General features: G+C 58.3%; 19 protein-coding genes. 8 read left to right on the forward strand and 11 right to left on the reverse strand.

Annotated features, from left to right (window positions below; genetic code table 11):
- Nucleotides 1-18: 18 nt before the first annotated feature.
- Nucleotides 19-1,572, reverse strand: a complete 1,554-nt coding sequence (norR, locus tag MEB48_RS17480) for a nitric oxide reductase transcriptional regulator NorR (RefSeq protein ID WP_237885295.1) — start codon at nucleotides 1,570-1,572, stop codon at nucleotides 19-21.
- A 148-nt stretch (nucleotides 1,573-1,720) separates the two neighbouring features.
- Between norR and hmpA the strand changes: the two genes are divergently transcribed.
- Entirely contained in the window at nucleotides 1,721-2,902 is a 1,182-nt protein-coding gene (gene hmpA / locus MEB48_RS17485; RefSeq protein WP_237885296.1) for an NO-inducible flavohemoprotein, read from the forward strand.
- A gap of 235 nt (nucleotides 2,903-3,137) precedes the next feature.
- On the forward strand, nucleotides 3,138-3,914 hold the full coding sequence (locus tag MEB48_RS17490) for an ABC transporter substrate-binding protein (protein WP_237885297.1): 777 nt from the start codon (nucleotides 3,138-3,140) through the stop codon (nucleotides 3,912-3,914).
- 127 nt (nucleotides 3,915-4,041) lie between these two features.
- Here MEB48_RS17490 and MEB48_RS17495 read toward each other — a convergent pair whose 3' ends face one another.
- The 5 genes from MEB48_RS17495 to MEB48_RS17515 all read right to left on the reverse strand — a co-directional run bounded on the left by MEB48_RS17495 (nucleotide 4,042) and on the right by MEB48_RS17515 (nucleotide 9,377).
- The gene (locus MEB48_RS17495) at nucleotides 4,042-4,683 is read right to left on the reverse strand and encodes a helix-turn-helix transcriptional regulator (RefSeq protein ID WP_237885298.1); all 642 of its coding nucleotides are present in this window, start codon (nucleotides 4,681-4,683) and stop codon (nucleotides 4,042-4,044) included.
- A 99-nt stretch (nucleotides 4,684-4,782) separates the two neighbouring features.
- A complete protein-coding gene (locus tag MEB48_RS17500) occupies nucleotides 4,783-5,910 on the reverse strand; it encodes an NAD(P)/FAD-dependent oxidoreductase (protein WP_237885299.1) in 1,128 nt (375 codons plus the stop codon).
- Between the two features lie 149 nt (nucleotides 5,911-6,059).
- Complete coding sequence (locus MEB48_RS17505; RefSeq protein ID WP_237885326.1) at nucleotides 6,060-7,007, reverse strand: ornithine cyclodeaminase family protein; 948 nt, start codon at nucleotides 7,005-7,007, stop codon at nucleotides 6,060-6,062.
- Between the two features lie 140 nt (nucleotides 7,008-7,147).
- Nucleotides 7,148-8,635 (reverse strand): ATP-dependent RNA helicase RhlB, encoded by a 1,488-nt coding sequence (gene rhlB / locus MEB48_RS17510; protein ID WP_237885300.1) that lies wholly within the window; start codon nucleotides 8,633-8,635, stop codon nucleotides 7,148-7,150.
- Nucleotides 8,636-8,720: 85 nt separating this feature from the next.
- Nucleotides 8,721-9,377: an alpha/beta hydrolase gene (locus MEB48_RS17515; protein ID WP_237885301.1), complete on the reverse strand. Its 657-nt coding sequence runs from the start codon at nucleotides 9,375-9,377 to the stop codon at nucleotides 8,721-8,723.
- A gap of 469 nt (nucleotides 9,378-9,846) precedes the next feature.
- Here MEB48_RS17515 and MEB48_RS17520 point away from each other — a divergent pair, with 469 nt between their 5' ends.
- The 4 genes from MEB48_RS17520 to MEB48_RS17535 all read left to right on the forward strand — a co-directional run bounded on the left by MEB48_RS17520 (nucleotide 9,847) and on the right by MEB48_RS17535 (nucleotide 14,009).
- A complete protein-coding gene (locus tag MEB48_RS17520; protein WP_095051224.1) occupies nucleotides 9,847-10,878 on the forward strand; it encodes an amino acid ABC transporter substrate-binding protein in 1,032 nt (343 codons plus the stop codon).
- A 65-nt stretch (nucleotides 10,879-10,943) separates the two neighbouring features.
- Nucleotides 10,944-12,125, forward strand: a complete 1,182-nt coding sequence (locus MEB48_RS17525; RefSeq protein WP_237885302.1) for an amino acid ABC transporter permease — start codon at nucleotides 10,944-10,946, stop codon at nucleotides 12,123-12,125.
- A gap of 10 nt (nucleotides 12,126-12,135) precedes the next feature.
- A complete protein-coding gene (locus MEB48_RS17530) occupies nucleotides 12,136-13,233 on the forward strand; it encodes an amino acid ABC transporter permease (RefSeq protein ID WP_237885303.1) in 1,098 nt (365 codons plus the stop codon).
- 11 nt (nucleotides 13,234-13,244) lie between these two features.
- The gene (locus tag MEB48_RS17535) at nucleotides 13,245-14,009 is read left to right on the forward strand and encodes an amino acid ABC transporter ATP-binding protein (RefSeq protein WP_008053474.1); all 765 of its coding nucleotides are present in this window, start codon (nucleotides 13,245-13,247) and stop codon (nucleotides 14,007-14,009) included.
- A gap of 58 nt (nucleotides 14,010-14,067) precedes the next feature.
- Here MEB48_RS17535 and MEB48_RS17540 read toward each other — a convergent pair whose 3' ends face one another.
- Both MEB48_RS17540 and MEB48_RS17545 read right to left on the reverse strand, forming a co-directional pair.
- Nucleotides 14,068-14,553: a type II toxin-antitoxin system MqsA family antitoxin gene (locus MEB48_RS17540; protein WP_237885304.1), complete on the reverse strand. Its 486-nt coding sequence runs from the start codon at nucleotides 14,551-14,553 to the stop codon at nucleotides 14,068-14,070.
- Complete coding sequence (locus MEB48_RS17545; protein ID WP_237885305.1) at nucleotides 14,550-14,861, reverse strand: type II toxin-antitoxin system MqsR family toxin; 312 nt, start codon at nucleotides 14,859-14,861, stop codon at nucleotides 14,550-14,552. Before MEB48_RS17545 ends, MEB48_RS17540 begins: the two co-directional genes overlap by 4 nt.
- A 167-nt stretch (nucleotides 14,862-15,028) precedes the next feature.
- Here MEB48_RS17545 and MEB48_RS17550 point away from each other — a divergent pair, with 167 nt between their 5' ends.
- Together MEB48_RS17550 and MEB48_RS17555 are read left to right on the forward strand one after the other, a co-directional pair.
- On the forward strand, nucleotides 15,029-15,688 hold the full coding sequence (locus tag MEB48_RS17550; RefSeq protein WP_237885306.1) for a FadR/GntR family transcriptional regulator: 660 nt from the start codon (nucleotides 15,029-15,031) through the stop codon (nucleotides 15,686-15,688).
- Nucleotides 15,678-16,997, forward strand: a complete 1,320-nt coding sequence (locus MEB48_RS17555; protein WP_237885307.1) for a CynX/NimT family MFS transporter — start codon at nucleotides 15,678-15,680, stop codon at nucleotides 16,995-16,997. The genes MEB48_RS17550 and MEB48_RS17555 overlap by 11 nt, the downstream gene beginning before the upstream one ends.
- 3 nt (nucleotides 16,998-17,000) lie before the next feature.
- Here MEB48_RS17555 and MEB48_RS17560 read toward each other — a convergent pair whose 3' ends face one another.
- The 3 genes from MEB48_RS17560 to MEB48_RS17565 all read right to left on the reverse strand — a co-directional run bounded on the left by MEB48_RS17560 (nucleotide 17,001) and on the right by MEB48_RS17565 (nucleotide 18,482).
- Nucleotides 17,001-17,651, reverse strand: a complete 651-nt coding sequence (locus tag MEB48_RS17560; protein ID WP_237885308.1) for a DUF1120 domain-containing protein — start codon at nucleotides 17,649-17,651, stop codon at nucleotides 17,001-17,003.
- A complete protein-coding gene (locus MEB48_RS29140; RefSeq protein ID WP_269137524.1) occupies nucleotides 17,648-17,776 on the reverse strand; it encodes a hypothetical protein in 129 nt (42 codons plus the stop codon). Before MEB48_RS29140 ends, MEB48_RS17560 begins: the two co-directional genes overlap by 4 nt.
- Nucleotides 17,777-17,867: 91 nt before the next feature.
- A complete protein-coding gene (locus MEB48_RS17565) occupies nucleotides 17,868-18,482 on the reverse strand; it encodes a DUF1120 domain-containing protein (protein ID WP_237885309.1) in 615 nt (204 codons plus the stop codon).
- Between the last annotated feature and the right edge of the window lie 5 nt (nucleotides 18,483-18,487).

The raw sequence follows: 18,487 nt of genomic DNA on the forward strand, positions 1-18,487 counted from the left end.
GACTTTATCCCGGTGAGACTATTTCATGCCCAACCGCTTGGCCATTCGCCCAAGGTTCGCCCGATCCAGACCCAGCTCCCGCGCCGCGCTGGCCCAGTTGTTCTGGTGCCGTTCCAGGCAAGCACTGATCAGTTGTCGCTGATAATGCTCGGTGGCTTCACGCAAATCCCCTGAAACCAACGCTGCCACCGGCGCAGCAACCACCGGTTCCGGAGTGGGTTCAACGCTGCCATTGGGCAAGTCCAGATCCGCTGCACTCAAACTGAGAATCTTCGGTCGTTGTTTGCAGTTACCCAGCGCCTTCAACGCGCTACGGCCAATCAAGTGCTCCAGCTCCCGCACATTCCCCGGCCAGTCATACGCCAACAAGGCCGCTTGCGCATCGCTGGTCAGGCGCAGGCTGTTGAGGCCCATGCGTGAGCGGTTTTGTTCCAGGAAGTAGCCGCTGAGCAGCAGCACGTCCCGACCGCGATCGCGCAGTGCGGGCACCAGCAGCGGGTAAACGCTCAGGCGATGATAGAAGTCGGCGCGGTAGCGGCCGCTGCGCACTTCCTCGGCCAGGTCACGGTTGGTCGCTGCGATCAATCGCACGTCGACCTGATGTTCCTTGTCCGAACCCAGGCGTTGCAATTGCCCACTCTGTAGCACCCGCAATAATTTGGCCTGCACCGTCAGCGACAGCTCGCCCACTTCATCGAGAAACAGCGTGCCGCCATTGGCCAGTTCGAACTTGCCGCGCCGATCATTCGTTGCGCCGGTGAAAGCACCACGCACATGGCCAAACAATTCGCTCTCCACCAGGGTGTCCGGCAGGGCGGCGCAATTGAGGCTGATGATCGGTTTGTCGGCCCGTGGGGACGCCGCGTGGATGGCTTGGGCCACCAGCTCTTTGCCGACCCCGGTTTCGCCGGTGATCAGCACCGTCAGGTCGCTGCCGCCCACCAGGCCGATCTCTTCCATCAGTCGTTTGTGAGCTTTGCTCTGGCCAATCATTTCGCGGTTCTGTTGGCCGCTGGCCTGACGGTAAACCTCGGCGCGCTGATGTTCGTCTTCAGCGCGATTGGCCAAGCGTTCGATGCGCTCGGCGGCGTTGACCGTGGCGGCGGCGAGGCTGGCGAAGGCTTGCAGGGCGTCCAGTTCGATCGGTTCGAAACGTTCAGGGGCTAGGGCGTCGAGGGTCAGCAAGCCCCACGGACGCTCGTCGATAAACAGCGGGCAGCCCATGCAGTCGTGGACTTCCAGGTGATCGTGAAGACCATCGATCAAGCCGTCATAAGGATCGGGCAAATCACTGTCGGCGGCAAAGCGAGTCGGACCGGGACTGCTGAGCAGCGCGTCGAAGCGCGGGTGTTCGCTGACCTTGAAGCGTCGGCCGAGGGTGTCGGTGCTCAACCCGTCCACGGCCAGCGGCACCAGCCATTCGCCATCGAGTCGCAGCAGGGCCGCGGCGTCGCAAGGGAGCAGGGCGCGCATGGCTTCGAGCAGGCGTCGGTAGCGCTCGCCTTCGGGCAATTCGCGGGACAGGTCGGAGACCAGGGGCAGCAGGGTCGTGAGCAGTAATTTTGCAGTCATAATGACTCCGTGTAGTCGGTAAGACTATAAGGCGTCATGTGTCGATATGACTACCATGTCTTTAACATGTTGATTTATAAGGATTTAATTATTGGCATGGAAACTGATATGTAAAAGTTATTCATATAAAGCCCAGGAGTTGCTCTTAATGCTTAGCGTTCAAGATCGTGCCATCGTCAAGTCCACCGTGCCGTTGCTGGAAAGTGGCGGCGAAGCGTTGATCACTCACTTCTACCGCATGATGCTCTCCGAATATCCAGAAGTCCGCCCGCTGTTCAACCAGGCCCACCAGGCCAGCGGCGATCAGCCGCGCGCCTTGGCCAATGGTGTATTGATGTATGCGCGGCACATCGACCAGCTCGATCAGTTGGGCGACCTGGTGGCCAAGATCATCAACAAGCACGTGGCCCTGCAAATCCTTCCGGAACATTACCCGATCGTGGGTAGCTGTCTATTGCGAGCGATCTCCGAAGTACTGGGCGAAGAGATTGCCACGCCTGAGGTGATGAGTGCGTGGGGCGCAGCCTACGGTCAATTGGCCGAGATCCTGATCGGCGCCGAAGCCAGCATCTACGACCAGAAAGAGCAGGCGCCGGGCGGCTGGCGTGGTGCGCGGGAATTCATCGTGGCGGCCAAGGTCGAGGAAAGCGCGGAAATCACCTCGTTCTACTTCGAACCGGCGGACAAGGGCCCGATTCTCGCGGCAGAGCCTGGCCAGTACATCGGCATGAAACTGATCCTCGAGGGTGAAGAAATTCGACGTAACTATTCGCTGTCGGCGCTGGCTAACAAGGGCCAGTACCGCATCAGCGTCAAGCGCGAAACCGGTGGCCGCGCCTCCAACCATTTGCACGATCAACTGCACGTCGGCGCGAGCATCCTGCTGTTCCCGCCAGCGGGCGACTTCACCCTGACCGCCAGCGACAAGCCGCTGGTGCTGATCAGTGGCGGCGTCGGCATCACCCCGACGCTGGCGATGCTCGAAGCGGCGCTGGCGACCGAGCGGCCGGTGCACTTTATCCACTGCGCGCGCAACGGTAGCGTGCATGCTTTCCGTGACTGGATCGACGGCCTGGCCGAGCGTCATCCGCAGCTCAAGCGTTTCTATTGCTACGACGAAGACGATGGCGTCAGTCCGGCGGCGGACAAGGTTGGTCTGTTGAGCCAGGAGCAACTCGGCGAGTGGATGCCGGAACAGCGCGATCTGGATGCGTACTTCCTGGGGCCTAAAGGCTTCATGGCGGCGATCAAGCGTCACCTCAAGGCCTTGGGTGTGCCGGAGAAGCAAAGCCGTTACGAGTTCTTTGGGCCGGCTGCGGCACTGGAATAACTGTTTGGGCGGTTCCTGAGGCCGGGTTGGTGTTTCGTTTATTTGCGAAGCACCGACCCGGCCTTTTTTGCATTTGGCTAGCACCCGACCAGAGGCCAAGTATGAGACTGTCTGCCCGATTGACGGATAATACGTAAAAGTCCAGTATGGAATTCTAAGTACAAAAAAGCGTGCATTCTGTTTTAGTTTTTTCTTCTGTCTTGCCAAACCAACAACAACCCGCGAGAGAACGAATATGAAGAAATTCCCCCTCATCACCGGTCTGGCCCTGAGCCTGTTGGCGTGCAGTAGCGTGTTCGCCGCCGAGAAAAATCTGCGCATCGGTATCGAAGCGGCTTATCCGCCGTTCGCTTCCAAAACCCAGGAAGGCAAAATAGTCGGTTTCGACTACGACATCGGCAATGCCTTGTGCGCGCAGATGAAGGTCAAGTGTGAGTGGGTCGAGGGCGAGTTCGACGGTCTGATTCCTTCTTTGAAAGTAAAGAAAATCGACATGGCGCTGTCGTCCATGACCATCAATGAAGACCGTAAGAAATCGGTGGATTTCACTCACAAGTATTACTTCACTTCATCGCGTCTGGTGATGAAGGACGGCGCCGTAGTGGATGACCAATACGCCAGCCTCAAGGGCAAGAATGTCGGCGTGCAGCGCGCAACCACCACCGACCGTTTTGCTGCCGAGGTTTTCGAACCGATGGGCGTCAACGTCAAGCGCTACGCCAACAACGAAGAAATCTACATGGATCTGGCAGCCGGTCGCCTCGATGCGATTTTTGCCGACACCATTCCATTGAATGACTTCCTGTCGATGCCGCGTGGCAAAGGCTACGCGTTTGTCGGGCCGGAGTTGAAGGATCCGAAATACGTGGGTGAGGGCGCCGGGATTGCCGTGCGCAAGGGCAACGCGCAGTTGGTGGCGGATCTGAACAAGGCGATCGACGAGATTCGCGCCAATGGCGAGTATCAGAAGATTTCGCAGAAGTATTTCAAGTCGGATATCTACGGCGATTGATAAATCGCCTTCGCGAGCAAGCCCGCTCCCACATTCGATCGCATTTCTTCAGGAAGAACTCGATCAACTAATGTGGGAGCGGGCTTGCTCGCGAAGGGGCCCTATCAGGCTGTACACATCTCAGGGCTCAACCCTTCAATTCTTTCAAATGCTTGTACACCGTCGCCCGCCCCATGTTCAGCACATTGGCCACATAGTTGGAGGCGCTTTTGCCTTTGAAGGCGCCTTCGGCGTGCAGCGCCAGCACCAGTTCGCGTTTGTGGTCGCGGGTCAGCACGTTCAGGCTCAACTGACGCTCGCGTAGCCAGGCGTGCAGAAAAGTATTGATCCGTTCCTGCCAGTCATCACGAAACAGTGAGTCCGGTTGCGGAATCAGCTTGGTCGGCGACAGGAACAAATCCAGCGCCGCTTTCGCGTTTTCGAACAGCGAGATATTCAGGTTGATGCACAGCACCGCCAGCGGACGACCTTCGTTGTCTCGCAGGACAGTGCTGAGACTGCGAATCTTCTGGCCATCCCAGTTGAGCTTTTCGTACGGCCCGATGTTTCGTTCAGTGACGTCTTCGCTGAGCATGTCTTCCAGCGAGGAGTCGTCGCCGATTTCCCGTTTGGACAGGTTGTTGGCGATGTAATCGACTTTCTGCGTGCGCAGGTCGTGCAGCACCACCTCGGCGTGAGGGAAGAACAACGTGGCGATCGCATCGGCAATCGCGCGGAAGTTGTCCATGGACGTAGCGTCCAGGGCCGAGTCTTTTTCAGGTGCGTTCATACAGTGGAACTCCAGGCAGCGTCAGCGCCCCGTTAAAAAAGGGACGCTGGAAGTTTGCCGCAATCGTGTGGACACGTCACCTGAGAGGCAGGATCAGGATCAACCCAGGCGGGCGGGGGAGAGCATCTCGGCGTCCAGGCCGAAACGGATGAGCTGCTCCGGCAAGGCTTCGCCGCGTACCAGTGCAGCGCTGGCCTGGCCCATGGCTGGCGACGTCTGGATGCCATAGCCGCCTTGCGCAGCGACCCAGAACAGCCCCGGCACCTGCTGATCGAAGCCGGACAGCAAATCCCCGTCACGCACGAAACTGCGCAGGCCGGCCCAGGTGCGGGTCGGGCGGCGGATGGTCAGGGTGGTGGCTTCTTCGATCTGATAGATGCCCATGGCGATGTCCAGCTCTTCGGGCTGCACATCGTGCGGTTCTACCGGGTCGGCGTTGGCCGGTGAGCCGAGGAACATGCCGGCGTCGGGTTTCATATAGAAGGATTCATCGAGGCTGACCAGCATTGGCCAGTCATGGATGTCCAGGCCGTCGGGGCCGGCGAAGATAAAAGCTGCGCGGCGCTTGGGTTGCAAGCCCAGCGGTCGGGCGCCGGCCAGCTCGCCAATCTTGTCGGCCCAGGCACCGGCGGCGTTGATAATGATCGGGGCGCTGAAGGTCTGGGTGTTGGTTTGAACCTGCCATTGCCCTTCGGCATCACGGCTCAGGCTCAGTACCTCGCTATCGGTATGGACCTCGCCTTTATTGCGTCGGATACCGCGCAGATAGCCCTGATGCAGGGCGTCGGTATCGATGTCGCTGGCGGTTGGATCATAAATTGCGCCATGGACTTTTTCCCGACGCAGGATCGGCAGGCGCGCACAGGCTTCGCTGGCGCTGAGCAATTGCATTTCCGGCACCGTGGCTTTGGCGCTCAGGTATTGGTTGTTCAGTTCGGCCGGGTCACCGGTGAAGTCGACAGTCATCTCGCCACGCGGGGTCAGCAGTGGGTGTTCGCAGAAACCGGGCGGCGGCGCATCGAAGAAGTCGCGGCTGGCCTGGGTCAATGCCCGAACCTGCGGCGTGCCATAGGCGGCGGTGAACAGCGCGGCCGAGCGTCCGGTGGAGTGATAGGCCGGATGGGATTCACGTTCGAGCACAATCACCTGCCCGTGCTGCGACAGCCAGAAACCGGTGGAAGCGCCGGCAATCCCGCCGCCGATGATGATGAAGTCTGCCTGGCTCATGAATGTCTCCTATGAGGGCGCAAATGCCGAAATTGTGGAATTCCCCTGTAGGAGCGAGGCTTGCCCGCGAAGGCGATGTGTCAGTCTCAATATATGTTTACTGATATACCGCCTTCGCGGGCAAGCCTCGCTCCTACAGATTTGCGGTGTTAGCGCTGTAGTTGGTAAAGGGCATTGGCCAGTGCAATGTCTTCCAGGCCCAGGCCGATGGAACGGAAGAACACATGTCGGTCATAGTCTGGGCGCTGGATTCTTTCGCTGAGCAAGTCGGGCAGGTCGCCGACAATTGAACGCTTGTTCCAGCCATGCTGCTCACCGGCAATCAACATTTCGCCGGCCGAACCAGGGGTGGTCTGACGATAGTCGCAGAACACCTGCATGTCATTGAGGCTCTTCGGCGGCACTTCATGGGCGCGTGGGGCATTGGTGCTGATGGAGGTGATCAGCGCCGGTTTGCTTAGACTTGACGGGTCGATCACCGGAACGGCGGACGAGGTGCAGAGCATGATCACATCGGCGTCCTGAATTGCGGCTTCGCAATTGTCGGAAAGGGTCAGGCGTGGATCGAGGCTTTTAAGCTGTGCCAGCGCTTCGAGGTTCTTGCCATTCAGGCTCGGCGAATAAAGGTTGATGCTTTGCCAGTCCCGCAGACCCTTGGCGTAGTGCAGGTGCGCCTGGGCCACCTTGCCGCTGCCGATGATCGCCAGACGTTGGGCCTTCAACGGCGCGAGGGCATCGACTGCCACCGCCGTCGTCGCGGCGGTGCGTGCCGTGGTCAACTCACCGGCATCGCAGAGCAGCAGCGGCTGGCCGGTCTGCATCGACATCAGCAATGTCCAGGCGGTCACCAGCGGGCCTTGCTCGCGCACGATATAAGGCGACGTCTTGACCCCGTATACCCCGTCTTCGACCAGCACGCCCAGGTAGTTGATGAAGTCCCCGGCCCCCTTCGGAAACTCCACCAGCTGTTGCGCCGGTTGCACGGCTTGCCCGACGGCCAGGTCGCGGAACAGTTTGCGCAGGATCTGCGGCACGTTGACTTGCGCCAGCAGTTCGCGGGCCTGGGGTTGGGTAATCACGTAAGGCGTGCTGGGCATGGTCGGCTCCGGGCGCTGAAAGTAAACTAATTTGTCCATTATGGACTTTTAGTTGTCTCGAGCAAGCGCCTGTTGAAAAAAGCCGGACGAAAAAAAAGCGCAGTCCGTTTCCGGCTGCGCCTTTTTCTGAAAGGCCCGCGTTATGGGCGCTTGCGCTCAACCGCCCGCAGCAGATGTGTCGGTGGTGTTTCACAACTGATCTTGCGACCCAGCAACGCCTCGATAGACGGTAGCTGGTAGGAATCATCTTCACCGGCAAAGCTGATGGACACGCCATCCGCGCCGGCACGGCCAGTACGACCGATGCGGTGCACGTAGTCGTCCGGGACTTCCGGCAAGGTGAAGTTGATCACGTGGCTGATACCGTCGATGTGAATGCCGCGACCGGCAACATCGGTGGCCACCAGCACTCGGATCTTGCCTTCGCGGAAACCTTCCAGCGTCTTGATGCGCTTGTGCTGCGGCACATCGCCAGACAGTTGCGCCGCGTTGACGCCGTCGCGTACCAGGCGTTCTTCGATGCGCCGCACTTCGTCCTTGCGGTTGGCGAAGACCATTACCCGTTCCCAGCCGTTATCGTTGACCAGGTTATAGAGCAGTTTGTATTTGTCGGCACCGGCCACCGCGTAGATGTGTTGCTCGACGTTTTCGCTGGCCACGTTCTGCGCTTCGATCTCGACGATCGACGGGTCGGTGGTCCATTGTTTGGCCAGGTTCATCACGTCGTCGGTGAAGGTCGCGGAGAACAACAGCGTCTGGCGCTCGTTCTTCGGCGGAGTCTGGCGAATGATCTGACGCACTTGTGGGATGAAACCCATGTCGAGCATCCGGTCGGCTTCGTCCAGCACCATGACTTCGACCATGTCCAGGTGGACATCGCCGCGCTGGTTGAAGTCGAGCAAACGGCCCGGCGTGGCCACGAGGATGTCGCAGTGACGGGCTTCGAGGTGCTTGAGTTGCTTGTCGAAATCCATGCCGCCAACAAACGTCATGACGTTGAGGCCGGTGTACTTGGTCAGGTCGGCCGCGTCTTTGGCGATCTGCACCACCAGTTCCCGGGTCGGGGCGATGATCAGTGCCCGCGGCTCACCCATGTAGCGCTCTTTGGGCGGCGGGGTTTGCAGCAGCTGAGTGATGATCGAGATCAGGAACGCGGCGGTTTTGCCGGTGCCGGTCTGGGCGCGACCGATGGCGTCTTTGCCCGCGAGGGTGAAGCCGAGCACCTGCGCCTGGATCGGCGTGCAATACGGAAAGCCCAGGTCCTGAATGGCGTGCATCAGTTCGGGGGCGAGTTTGAAATCGTGGAAGCGGGTTTTGCCTTCCTGGGGTTCGACCACGAAGTCTTCGAGCTTCCAGGGAATAACCGGCGCTTTTGGCTTTGGTTCGCGACGCGGTTTTGCCGGTTTCGGGGCTTCGCTGCGCGGCTGCTCAGAGGCGATGGCCGGGGCTGCGGGGGCGGTCGGTGTGGTCACCGGCTCATGCTTCGGTACCGCTACGGTTGCGGTCCGGCCAGGCTGATTACCGTCGGTGCGGTGGCTGGGAGTATGAGAAGGAGCGCTGGAGACTGGCGCGAGTTGCTCAGTCTCGCTTTTACCGAACATTTTCTTGAGTGCTTTGAGCACGGTCATCTCATCAATTGGTTAAGGAATATACGCCGGGCAGTGTAATGCAAGAATCGGGCGCGGCGTAGTGGGATGGATCAATGGGCAGCTTTTAGCGCAAACGCTCGGCGAGCCACACGCCGATGTCACGAATTTCTTCGGGTAACACTTCGTGGCCCATTGGGTATTCCTGCCATGTCACGGTGACACCATGTTGCTTTAAATACTCGTAGGCGGTCCGGCCCATGGAGTTTTGAACCACGTCATCGTACTGGCCGTGCAATGACAGCACCGGAATGCGTTGCTGGCTGGCGGAAAGCTCCAGTTCATCGCTGAAGGTCGGCGCATAAGTCGAGAGCGCAAGTACGCCTCCCAGCGGTCCCTGCCATTTCAGAAAAGCCGTGTGCAATACCACGGCGCCACCTTGGGAAAACCCGGCGAGAAAGATGCGCGAGGCGTCTATTCCGCTGGTCTTCTGCTCTTCGATAAGCTCAATAACCCGTTGCGCGGACGCTTCCAGCTGCTCACGGTTGATCGCGCGTGCCGGGCTCATGGCCAATATGTCGTACCAGCTTGGCATTTCGTAGCCACCATTAATGGTGACGGCGCGGGTCGGTGCCTGGGGCAAAACGAAGCGGGTGGTCAACAGGATTTCCTGCAGCGCTTCAGCCACCGGCAGGAAATCGTAGCGGTCGGCGCCCAGCCCGTGCAGCCAGATTACGCAGGCGTCTGCGGGCTTGACGGGTTGCAGAATCAAGGGCTCGGTCATGGGTGCTCCATATGTGTGCGTGCGTTCTCATTTAAGTGCGAGCTTTGAGTGCGCGTCTGGTTGATCAGTTAAGAAGATGTCGCAAGGCTGAAAGTTTTGCTATTGACCTGTCGCTTAATCGCTTTAGCGAGCGGTCTGGTACGGGCTTTGCTATGGGGAAAGCGGTGCAACTAATCTCATGCCTGGCGGTAACACTATCAGTGTAAGGCTGGTCGTGGGATAGCAAAGAATCCGGTGATGGATGTTCGCCAATGGCCGCTACGGGCTTCGCGAACGTGAAAGGGCTACCGCCCGTTCGGCCGATTGGTGAGATGTGAGTAATCCATGATTGGATTTTTCTCCTACTAGACTCATAGCGACGGTCCTGCGTCGGTTGACCCTAAAAAAAGCCAACAAGGGTCAATTACGCCTCATAAGGGTGCGACAGGGCTCAAGCTCCGACACAACAAGAGCAAAACTGGAGGTTTGAATGAAGATGTTGAAATCCACCCTGGCCGTCGTGACTGCAGCCGCAGTGCTCGGTGTCAGTGGGTTCGCTCAGGCGGGTGCAACCCTGGATGCAGTGCAAAAGAAAGGTTTTGTACAGTGCGGTGTAAGTGACGGTTTGCCGGGTTTCTCGGTTCCGGACTCCACTGGCAAGATCGTCGGTATCGACGCTGATTTCTGCCGTGCTGTAGCCGCTGCCGTTTTCGGTGATGCGACCAAGGTCAAATTCAGCCAGTTGAACGCCAAAGAGCGCTTCACCGCGCTGCAGTCCGGTGAAATCGACATCCTGTCGCGCAACACCACCATGACCAGCTCCCGTGACGCAGGCATGGGTCTGAAATTCCCGGGCTTCATCACTTACTACGACGGCATCGGCTTCCTGGTAAACAACAAGCTGGGCGTCAAGAGCGCCAAAGAGCTGGATGGCGCGACCATCTGCATCCAGGCCGGTACCACCACCGAACTGAACGTTTCCGACTACTTCCGCGGCAACGGTCTGAAATACACCCCGATCACCTTCGACACCTCCGATGAAAGCGCCAAGTCGCTGGAATCCGGTCGTTGCGACGTACTGACCTCCGACAAGTCCCAACTGTTCGCCCAGCGCAGCAAGCTGGCCTCGCCGAAGGACTACGTGGTTCTGCCGGAAACCATTTCCAAGGAGCCGCTGGGCCCGGTCGTGCGTAACGGCGACGACGAGTGGCTGGCTATCGTGCGCTGGACTGGCTACGCCATGCTCAACGCTGAAGAAGCAGGCATTACTTCGAAGAACGTCGAAGCCGAAGCCAAAGCCACCAAGAACCCGGACGTGGCTCGTATGCTGGGCACTGACGGTGAATACGGCAAAGACCTGAAAGTGAAGAAAGACTGGGTCGTGCAAATCGTCAAGCAAGTGGGTAACTACGGCGAAGTGTTCGAGAAGAACCTTGGCAAGAGCACTGCGCTGGAAATCGACCGCGGGCTGAACGCCTTGTGGAACGCTGGCGGCATTCAATACGCACCACCAGTGCGCTGATGGTTCTATCACCCGGTGGGCCAACCACCGGGTGATGTTCTGTTCCATTATTTCCGGGGCACTTCATGCAAAATTCAATCGGCGCACCAAAGCAGAGGCTCAGCCTCAGCGATCCACGAGTGCGTGCGTGGGTATTTCAGATCATCACGATTGTCGCGGTGGTCTCGCTGGGCTGGTTTCTGTTCGACAACACGCAAACCAACCTCCAGCACCGGGGCATTACCTCGGGTTTCGACTTTCTTGAGCGCAGCGCCGGTTTCGGCATCGCTCAGCACCTGATCGACTACACCGAATCGGACAGCTATGCCCGGGTGTTTGTCATCGGCCTGCTCAACACCCTGCTGGTCACCTTTATCGGTGTGATCCTGGCGACGATCCTCGGTTTCATCGTCGGTGTGGCACGGCTGTCGAAGAACTGGATCATTGCCAAGCTGGCGACAGTTTATGTGGAGGTTTTCCGTAACATTCCGCCGCTGCTGCAAATCCTGTTCTGGTACTTCGCGGTGTTCCTGACCATGCCAGGGCCACGTAACAGCCATAACTTCGGCGATACCTTCTTCGTCAGCAGCCGTGGTCTCAACATGCCGGCAGCGTTGGCGGCAGACGGATTCTGGCCGTTTATGGCGAGCATCGTCGTGGCCATCGTCGCGATCGTTCTGATGTGCCGCTGGGCCAACAAGCGTTTCGAAGCGACCGGTGTACCGTTCCACAAATTCTGGGTCGGCCTGGCGCTGTTCCTGGTGATCCCGGCGCTGTGCGCCTTGATCTTCGGCGCTCCGCTGCATTGGGAAATGCCACAGCTGCAAGGTTTCAACTTTGTAGGCGGCTGGGTGCTGATCCCGGAACTGCTGGCGCTGACCCTGGCCCTGACGGTGTACACCGCAGCGTTTATCGCCGAGATCGTGCGTTCAGGCATCAAGTCGGTCAGCCACGGCCAGACCGAAGCAGCCCATTCGTTGGGATTGCGCAACGGTCCGACCCTGCGCAAGGTGATCATCCCGCAAGCCCTGCGCGTGATCATTCCGCCGCTGACCAGCCAATACCTGAACCTGGCGAAGAACTCCTCGCTGGCGGCCGGTATCGGTTATCCGGAAATGGTCTCGCTGTTTGCCGGTACGGTGCTGAACCAGACCGGGCAGGCGATCGAAGTGATTGCCATCACCATGAGCGTGTACCTGGCGATCAGTATCAGCATTTCCCTGCTGATGAACTGGTACAACAAGCGCATTGCGCTGATCGAGCGGTAAGGAAGAGCGCATGACGACTCATACTTTCAAACCCGACATGCCACCACCGAGCAGCAGCATCGGTATCGTGGCGTGGATGCGGGCGCACATGTTCTCCAGCTGGATCAACACCCTGCTGACGCTGTTCGCGTTCTATCTGATTTACCTGATAGTTCCGCCTATCGTGAGCTGGGCGATTCTAGACGCCAACTGGGTCGGTACCACCCGCGCCGACTGCACCAAGGAGGGCGCCTGCTGGGTGTTTATCCAGCAGCGCTTCGGCCAGTTCATGTATGGCTACTACCCGGTGGACTTGCGCTGGCGCGTTGACCTGACCGTGTGGCTGGCGGTGATCGGCGTGGCGCCGTTGTTCATCTCGCGCTTCCCGCGCAAGGCGGTCTACGGGCTGAGCTTTCTGGTACTGTATCCGATCATTTCCTACACCTTGTTGCACGGTGGCTGGTTTGGTCTGACCGAAGTGCCGACCAGCCAGTGGGGCGGCCTGATGCTGACCCTGGTGATCGCGACTGTCGGTATCGTCGGTGCACTGCCACTGGGTATCGTTCTGGCCCTGGGCCGGCGTTCGAACATGCCGGCGATTCGCGTGGTCTGCGTGACCTTTATCGAGTTCTGGCGCGGCGTGCCGTTGATCACGGTGCTGTTCATGTCTTCGGTGATGTTGCCGTTGTTCCTGCCCGAAGGTATGAACTTCGACAAACTGTTGCGGGCGCTGATCGGCGTGATCCTGTTCCAGTCGGCCTACATCGCCGAAGTGGTGCGTGGCGGTCTGCAAGCGATCCCCAAAGGTCAGTACGAAGCGGCTGCGGCGATGGGCCTCGGTTACTGGCGCAGCATGGGCCTGGTGATTTTGCCGCAAGCCCTGAAGCTGGTAATTCCCGGTATCGTCAACACTTTCATTGCGCTGTTCAAGGACACGAGCCTGGTGATCATCATCGGCCTGTTCGACTTGCTCAACAGCGTCAAGCAAGCCGCCGCCGACCCGAAATGGTTGGGCATGGCCACTGAAGGCTATGTGTTCGCGGCCCTGGTGTTCTGGATTTTCTGTTTTGGTATGTCCCGCTACTCCATGCATTTGGAACGTAAGCTGGACACTGGCCACAAGCGTTAGGAGCGTAGTTTATGAGTGAAGCGATCAAACAGCCTGTGAGCCCTGAAGGCATTATTCAGATGCAGGGCGTGAACAAGTGGTACGGCCAGTTCCACGTGTTGAAAGACATCAACCTGAACGTCAAGCAGGGTGAGCGTATCGTTTTGTGCGGCCCGTCGGGTTCCGGCAAATCCACCACCATCCGTTGCCTCAATCGTCTGGAAGAACACCAACAGGGTCGCATCGTGGTCGATGGCGTGGAACTGACCAACGACCTCAAGCAGATCGAAGCGATCCGCCGTGAAGTCGGCATGGTGTTCCAGCACTTCAACCTGTTCCCGCACCTGACCATCCTGCAGAACTGCACGCTGGCACCGATGTGGGTGCGCAAGATGCCCAAGCGCAAGGCCGAGGAAATCGCCATGCATTACCTGGAACGCGTACGCATTCCGGAGCAGGCGCATAAATACCCAGGGCAACTGTCCGGCGGCCAGCAACAGCGTGTGGCGATTGCCCGTGCCCTGTGCATGAAACCGAAAATCATGCTGTTCGACGAACCGACTTCGGCACTCGACCCAGAGATGGTGAAAGAGGTTCTGGACACCATGATCGGCCTGGCCGAAGACGGTATGACCATGCTCTGCGTGACCCATGAAATGGGCTTCGCCCGTACCGTGGCCAACCGCGTGATCTTCATGGACAAAGGTGAAATCGTTGAACAGGCCGCGCCTAACGACTTCTTCGACAACCCGCAGAACGAGCGCACCAAGCTGTTCCTGAGCCAGATCCTGCATTGATACGGAGATGAGGTTCACAAAACAAACCCGGCCTGGTGCCGGGTTTGTTTTTTGTGACTCAGGAAACGGTGAGGGTTTCATGTTCCTTGTGCTCGGTATATTTGAACCCCCCCCTCAAATCCGCCCCTTCGCCCAAGGCTTTCGCATCGGCGAGCAAATGCGGGTAGCGATCCAGCAGGCGCATGAGTAGCATCAACGCCTTCGGCGCAAGTACTTCGCCGCGCTCGTACCGTGAAAGCGCGTTGTGCCCGCCGCCTGACAGCAGTTGCACCGTTTCTTTTTGCGTAAGGTGCAATTTGCGGCGGATGCGCTTCATCTCTGCACCGATCATTTGCCTGGCAGCAATGACCAGCGCATCACCTGCTTCCCCATAACGCTCTGCACTATCGGGGTCCCACTCGACTTCCCCGCACTGCTGGCATTCCCAGCCAGAAAGATCATCTACACGGCGTTCCATGCCTTTGACACTCAGGGTTTCGCCGCGCCCCTCGAAATGCCTCATTCCCTCACGTGCACCGCAGCTGAAACATTGCTGGGTTTTCATGGGTTTTTCTCCTTGAAAGAGATTACCGGTGGGCCACCGGCAGGGCGGTACATCACCTTGATGTAAATCTCCAGATCTTGTGAGTTGATGTGATACACGTCCTGCCAGATTCGATGATCGTCGTGGCTGGTCATCGATTTGTACAACATCTTGTTTTGCAACTCGAAAACGATCTCTTGCATCTCTCTGATGCTAAAGCCGAGATCCATGCCGGTTTTTACTGCGGTCTTGGTGAATGCTTTTCTTCCGAGTCGCCTGACATCCGTCTTGATCACCGACAAGTTGTAATGGGGTGTGTTCTTTTCCATAAGAAACCGTGAACCCTATTCATAAAATTACCCTTAAAGGGTAATTTTGACTAATCGAAAATTCCGCTCCATTCCCTTCTCTCTGACCGTAGGCGGTTGCCGTCCTACATGAAGCTGACTAACATGTCAGAAAATTCATCCTATGATTGGATGAAAGGGCGAATTCCATGTCAGACATTTCTCCATTAATTAAACGATCCCTGGTTGATCAGGCCCTGGATCAATTGCGCCTGCGCATCAATCAAGGTATCTGGACGGTCGGCCAGCGCTTGCCCACCGAGCCAGAACTGGCGACTGAGCTGGGCATCAGCCGCAATACCGTGCGCGAAGCCATGCGCGTGTTGGCGTTTTCCGGGCTGATCGAGATTCGTCAGGGCGACGGCAGCTATCTGCGTGCGGTGGTCGATCCGCTGGATACCATGAAGGCGCTGTCCCGTTGCACTCAGGAACAGGCTCGGGAAACCCGACACATTCTGGAAGTCGAAGCCATTGGTCTGGCCGCATTACGCCGCACCGATGAAGACCTGGTGGCATTGCGCGAGGCGCTAGGCGTCAGCGGCAGTCACTACCACGGCGATCTCGACACCTACATCGCCTGCGATCTGGTGTTTCACCGTCGGCTGGTGGACGCGGCGCACAACCCGACACTCAGCGAGCTGTATCGCTACTTCTCCAGCATCGTCGGCGCCCACTTGCGCCAGACCCTGAACATCTCACCTCGACGCCAATCAGTGTTCGACCTTCATGTCGAGCTGCTCGATGCCGTCGAGCAACGTGACCCGGAACGGGCCAAAGCCTTGACGAGGCAGTTGATCAATGAACCTTGAAACCGAGAACCCCATGTCCAGCCAGCAGGCCAGCAACAGCAGCATCATTGAGCGCAAGCGCACGGCGGAGCTCGAAGAGCTGTTGATCGACGCCGAGGCCGATGACGAACAGGTTCAGCAAACTCACCCCGTTCTGCGGCGGCCATGGTTGTTGTTACTCGGCCTGATTCTGGTGGCGCTGAATTTACGTCCGGCGTTGTCGAGCATGGCGCCGATGCTCAGCGAGATCTCGAAAACACTGGGGTTGTCGGCCGCTAAGGCCGGATTACTGACGACCTTACCGGTACTTTGCCTCGGCCTGTTCGCGCCTTTGGCGCCGGTGCTGGCGCGACGTTTTGGTGCCGAGCGGGTGGTGTTGGGGATTCTTCTGATGCTGGCCGGTGGAATCATTTTGCGCAGTTCGTTCGGCGAAGTTGGCCTGTTCGCCGGTAGTGTGCTGGCCGGTGCCAGCATCGGTGTGATCGGCGTATTGTTGCCCGGCATTGTCAAACGCGACTTCCCGAAACAGGCCGGGACCATGACCGGTGTCTACACCATGGCCCTGTGCCTGGGCGCCGCCATGGCGGCGGGCGCGACGGTGCCGTTGAGCGAGCATTTCGACAACAGCTGGACACTTGGACTCGGCTTCTGGATGGTTCCAGCGTTGGTCGCGGCAATGTTCTGGCTGCCGCAAGTCGGTCAGAAGCACGGCGCGCATCATGTTGCCTATCGGGTCCGAGGTCTGTTGCGTGATCCGCTGGCCTGGCAGGTGACCTTGTACATGGGCCTGCAATCGTCTTTGGCCTACATCGTGTTCGGTTGGCTACCGTCGATTCTGATCGGCCGTGGTCTGACGCCAACCCAGGCCGGTCTGGTGTTGTCGGGTTCGGTGATTGTCCAGTTGATCAGCTCGCTGGCAGCCCCTTGGCTGGCGACACGCGGCAAAGATCAACGACTGGCGATCGTGATCGTCATGGCAATGACCCTCGGCGGTTTGTTCGGTTGCCTTTATGCACCGATCGATGGCCTGTGGGGTTGGGCAATTGTGTTGGGGTTGGGGCAGGGCGCCACGTTCAGCCTGGCGCTGACCCTGATCGTGCTGCGCTCGCGGGATGCTCATGTCGCGGCCAACCTGTCGAGCATGGCCCAGGGCTTCGGTTACACCCTGGCCTCCATGGGGCCATTCGCGGTCGGCATCGTGCATGACTGGACTGGCGGCTGGAGCGCCGTGGGCTGGATTTTTGGCGTGATTGGCCTGGGCGCGATCCTCGCCGGTCTTGGCGCCGGGCGTTCGCTGTACGTTCAAGTGGCCAGCGAAAGGTCTGAATGACGACTACAAATAAACAACATCCAGCATCGCCGAACCGTCTAGTTGCACCTCGGTGCTCAGGTCGAGCTCGGAGGTGGGCGCGATGACGGTTTCAAGGGTGACCCGACTCGTCAGGTTTTGAATGGCAATCGGGCCGGCGCTGCTACCTGAAGCGTCGGTAAATCCCAAGTAGCTTCTGGCGCCGATAGGAATGGAACGGCTGTTCGAAGAACTCCAGGCCACGCCGCCGGTGGTGGAATCGGTTCGAAAGGTTTGGGACCAGTCATCCACTACGGTGCTGGCGGGCTCGAAGTTCAGTGAATACAGGCCGATTTTATTGCCGCTGCCATCGATATTCAGGCCGTAATAAATCTCGCTGTTGACGATGGCCGAGCCGTCGCGGTTGTCGCGCATGCGCAATGCAAAACGTGCGGGTGCATTGCATTGAATGCGCAGATCAAGCGTCCGGTCACGCAATCGTGTTCGCTTGTCGACGCTCAACTCCTGTCGGGAAATTTTTCCGTAATCGACGAGGCCGTTGTTCGAGAGGCTCGGCATGCAGGCTACAGGAGTGATGATGCCTTTGACTGTCAGGTCGACTGTCGACGCGGCAAGGGCGTTGTGTGTGACGCTGCTCAGCAAAGTTGTCACGAGTACTGCGAAGTGGCGATTCATTCGCGAAAATCCTTTTCATGGATTGGTGGGCCCGTGACGGTCAGTTCAGTGCTCAACGCCGAAACGGCGTAAGGCGCAACGCTGATCAGCGCGGTGGCGGTGAGTGCTGCGAACTGTTTTTTCATCTTGGGGGCTCATGTATTTGAAAGAAGGTTTTTTCAGTCGTCACTGAACCGCCCGCACGGTCTGCGTTGCGAGCGGTTCAACTTTATGTCCTTACAGGTACTTCATTTCAAATGTCATGGAACCGTCGATGGTAATGTCGTCGGTCAAGGTGAGGCCGTCGGTACGAGCGATCCAGGATCTGATTTCCACGTCCATCGAAACGTTTTCCGCGACTAGAGGAACGGTATCGGCTGCAGAGCTGACCGACAGATAATCTTTTGGACTCGCATAATTCTTGTGCCTCCAGCTTACCCCTTGGTTTTCCGACACAATTGCCCTTACGCTATCTCCGTCTGCGACAACGTTCTGAATCCAGAGCATGTAGTAGCCCAGCTTTTCACCTGCCGGAGTCAAACCCATTCCGAAATACCAATGGGCAGTTGTGTTAGGCCGGTTATCGACGGTATGTAACGCGAAGGCTGTTGGTGCGTCACATGCCACATTCAATTTCTTTACGTTCGAAGGTAGTCGCGTCCAACTGGTAGGATTGAGGTCCTTTGCCGGGATCTGACCAAAGTCGACATCACCCCCGCCGGGGAAGCTGGGTGTGCATGCCGACGGCGTGATGGTGCCTCTGACAGTCAAGTCAGTGCTCGACGCCGCCAAGGCATGTGGCGCAATGCTGATCAGCGCGGTAGCGGAGAATGCTGCGAAGTACTTTTTCATTATTT

It is taken from the genome of Pseudomonas sp. PGPR40, from assembly GCF_022014505.1.
Taxonomy (GTDB): Bacteria; Pseudomonadota; Gammaproteobacteria; order Pseudomonadales; family Pseudomonadaceae; genus Aquipseudomonas.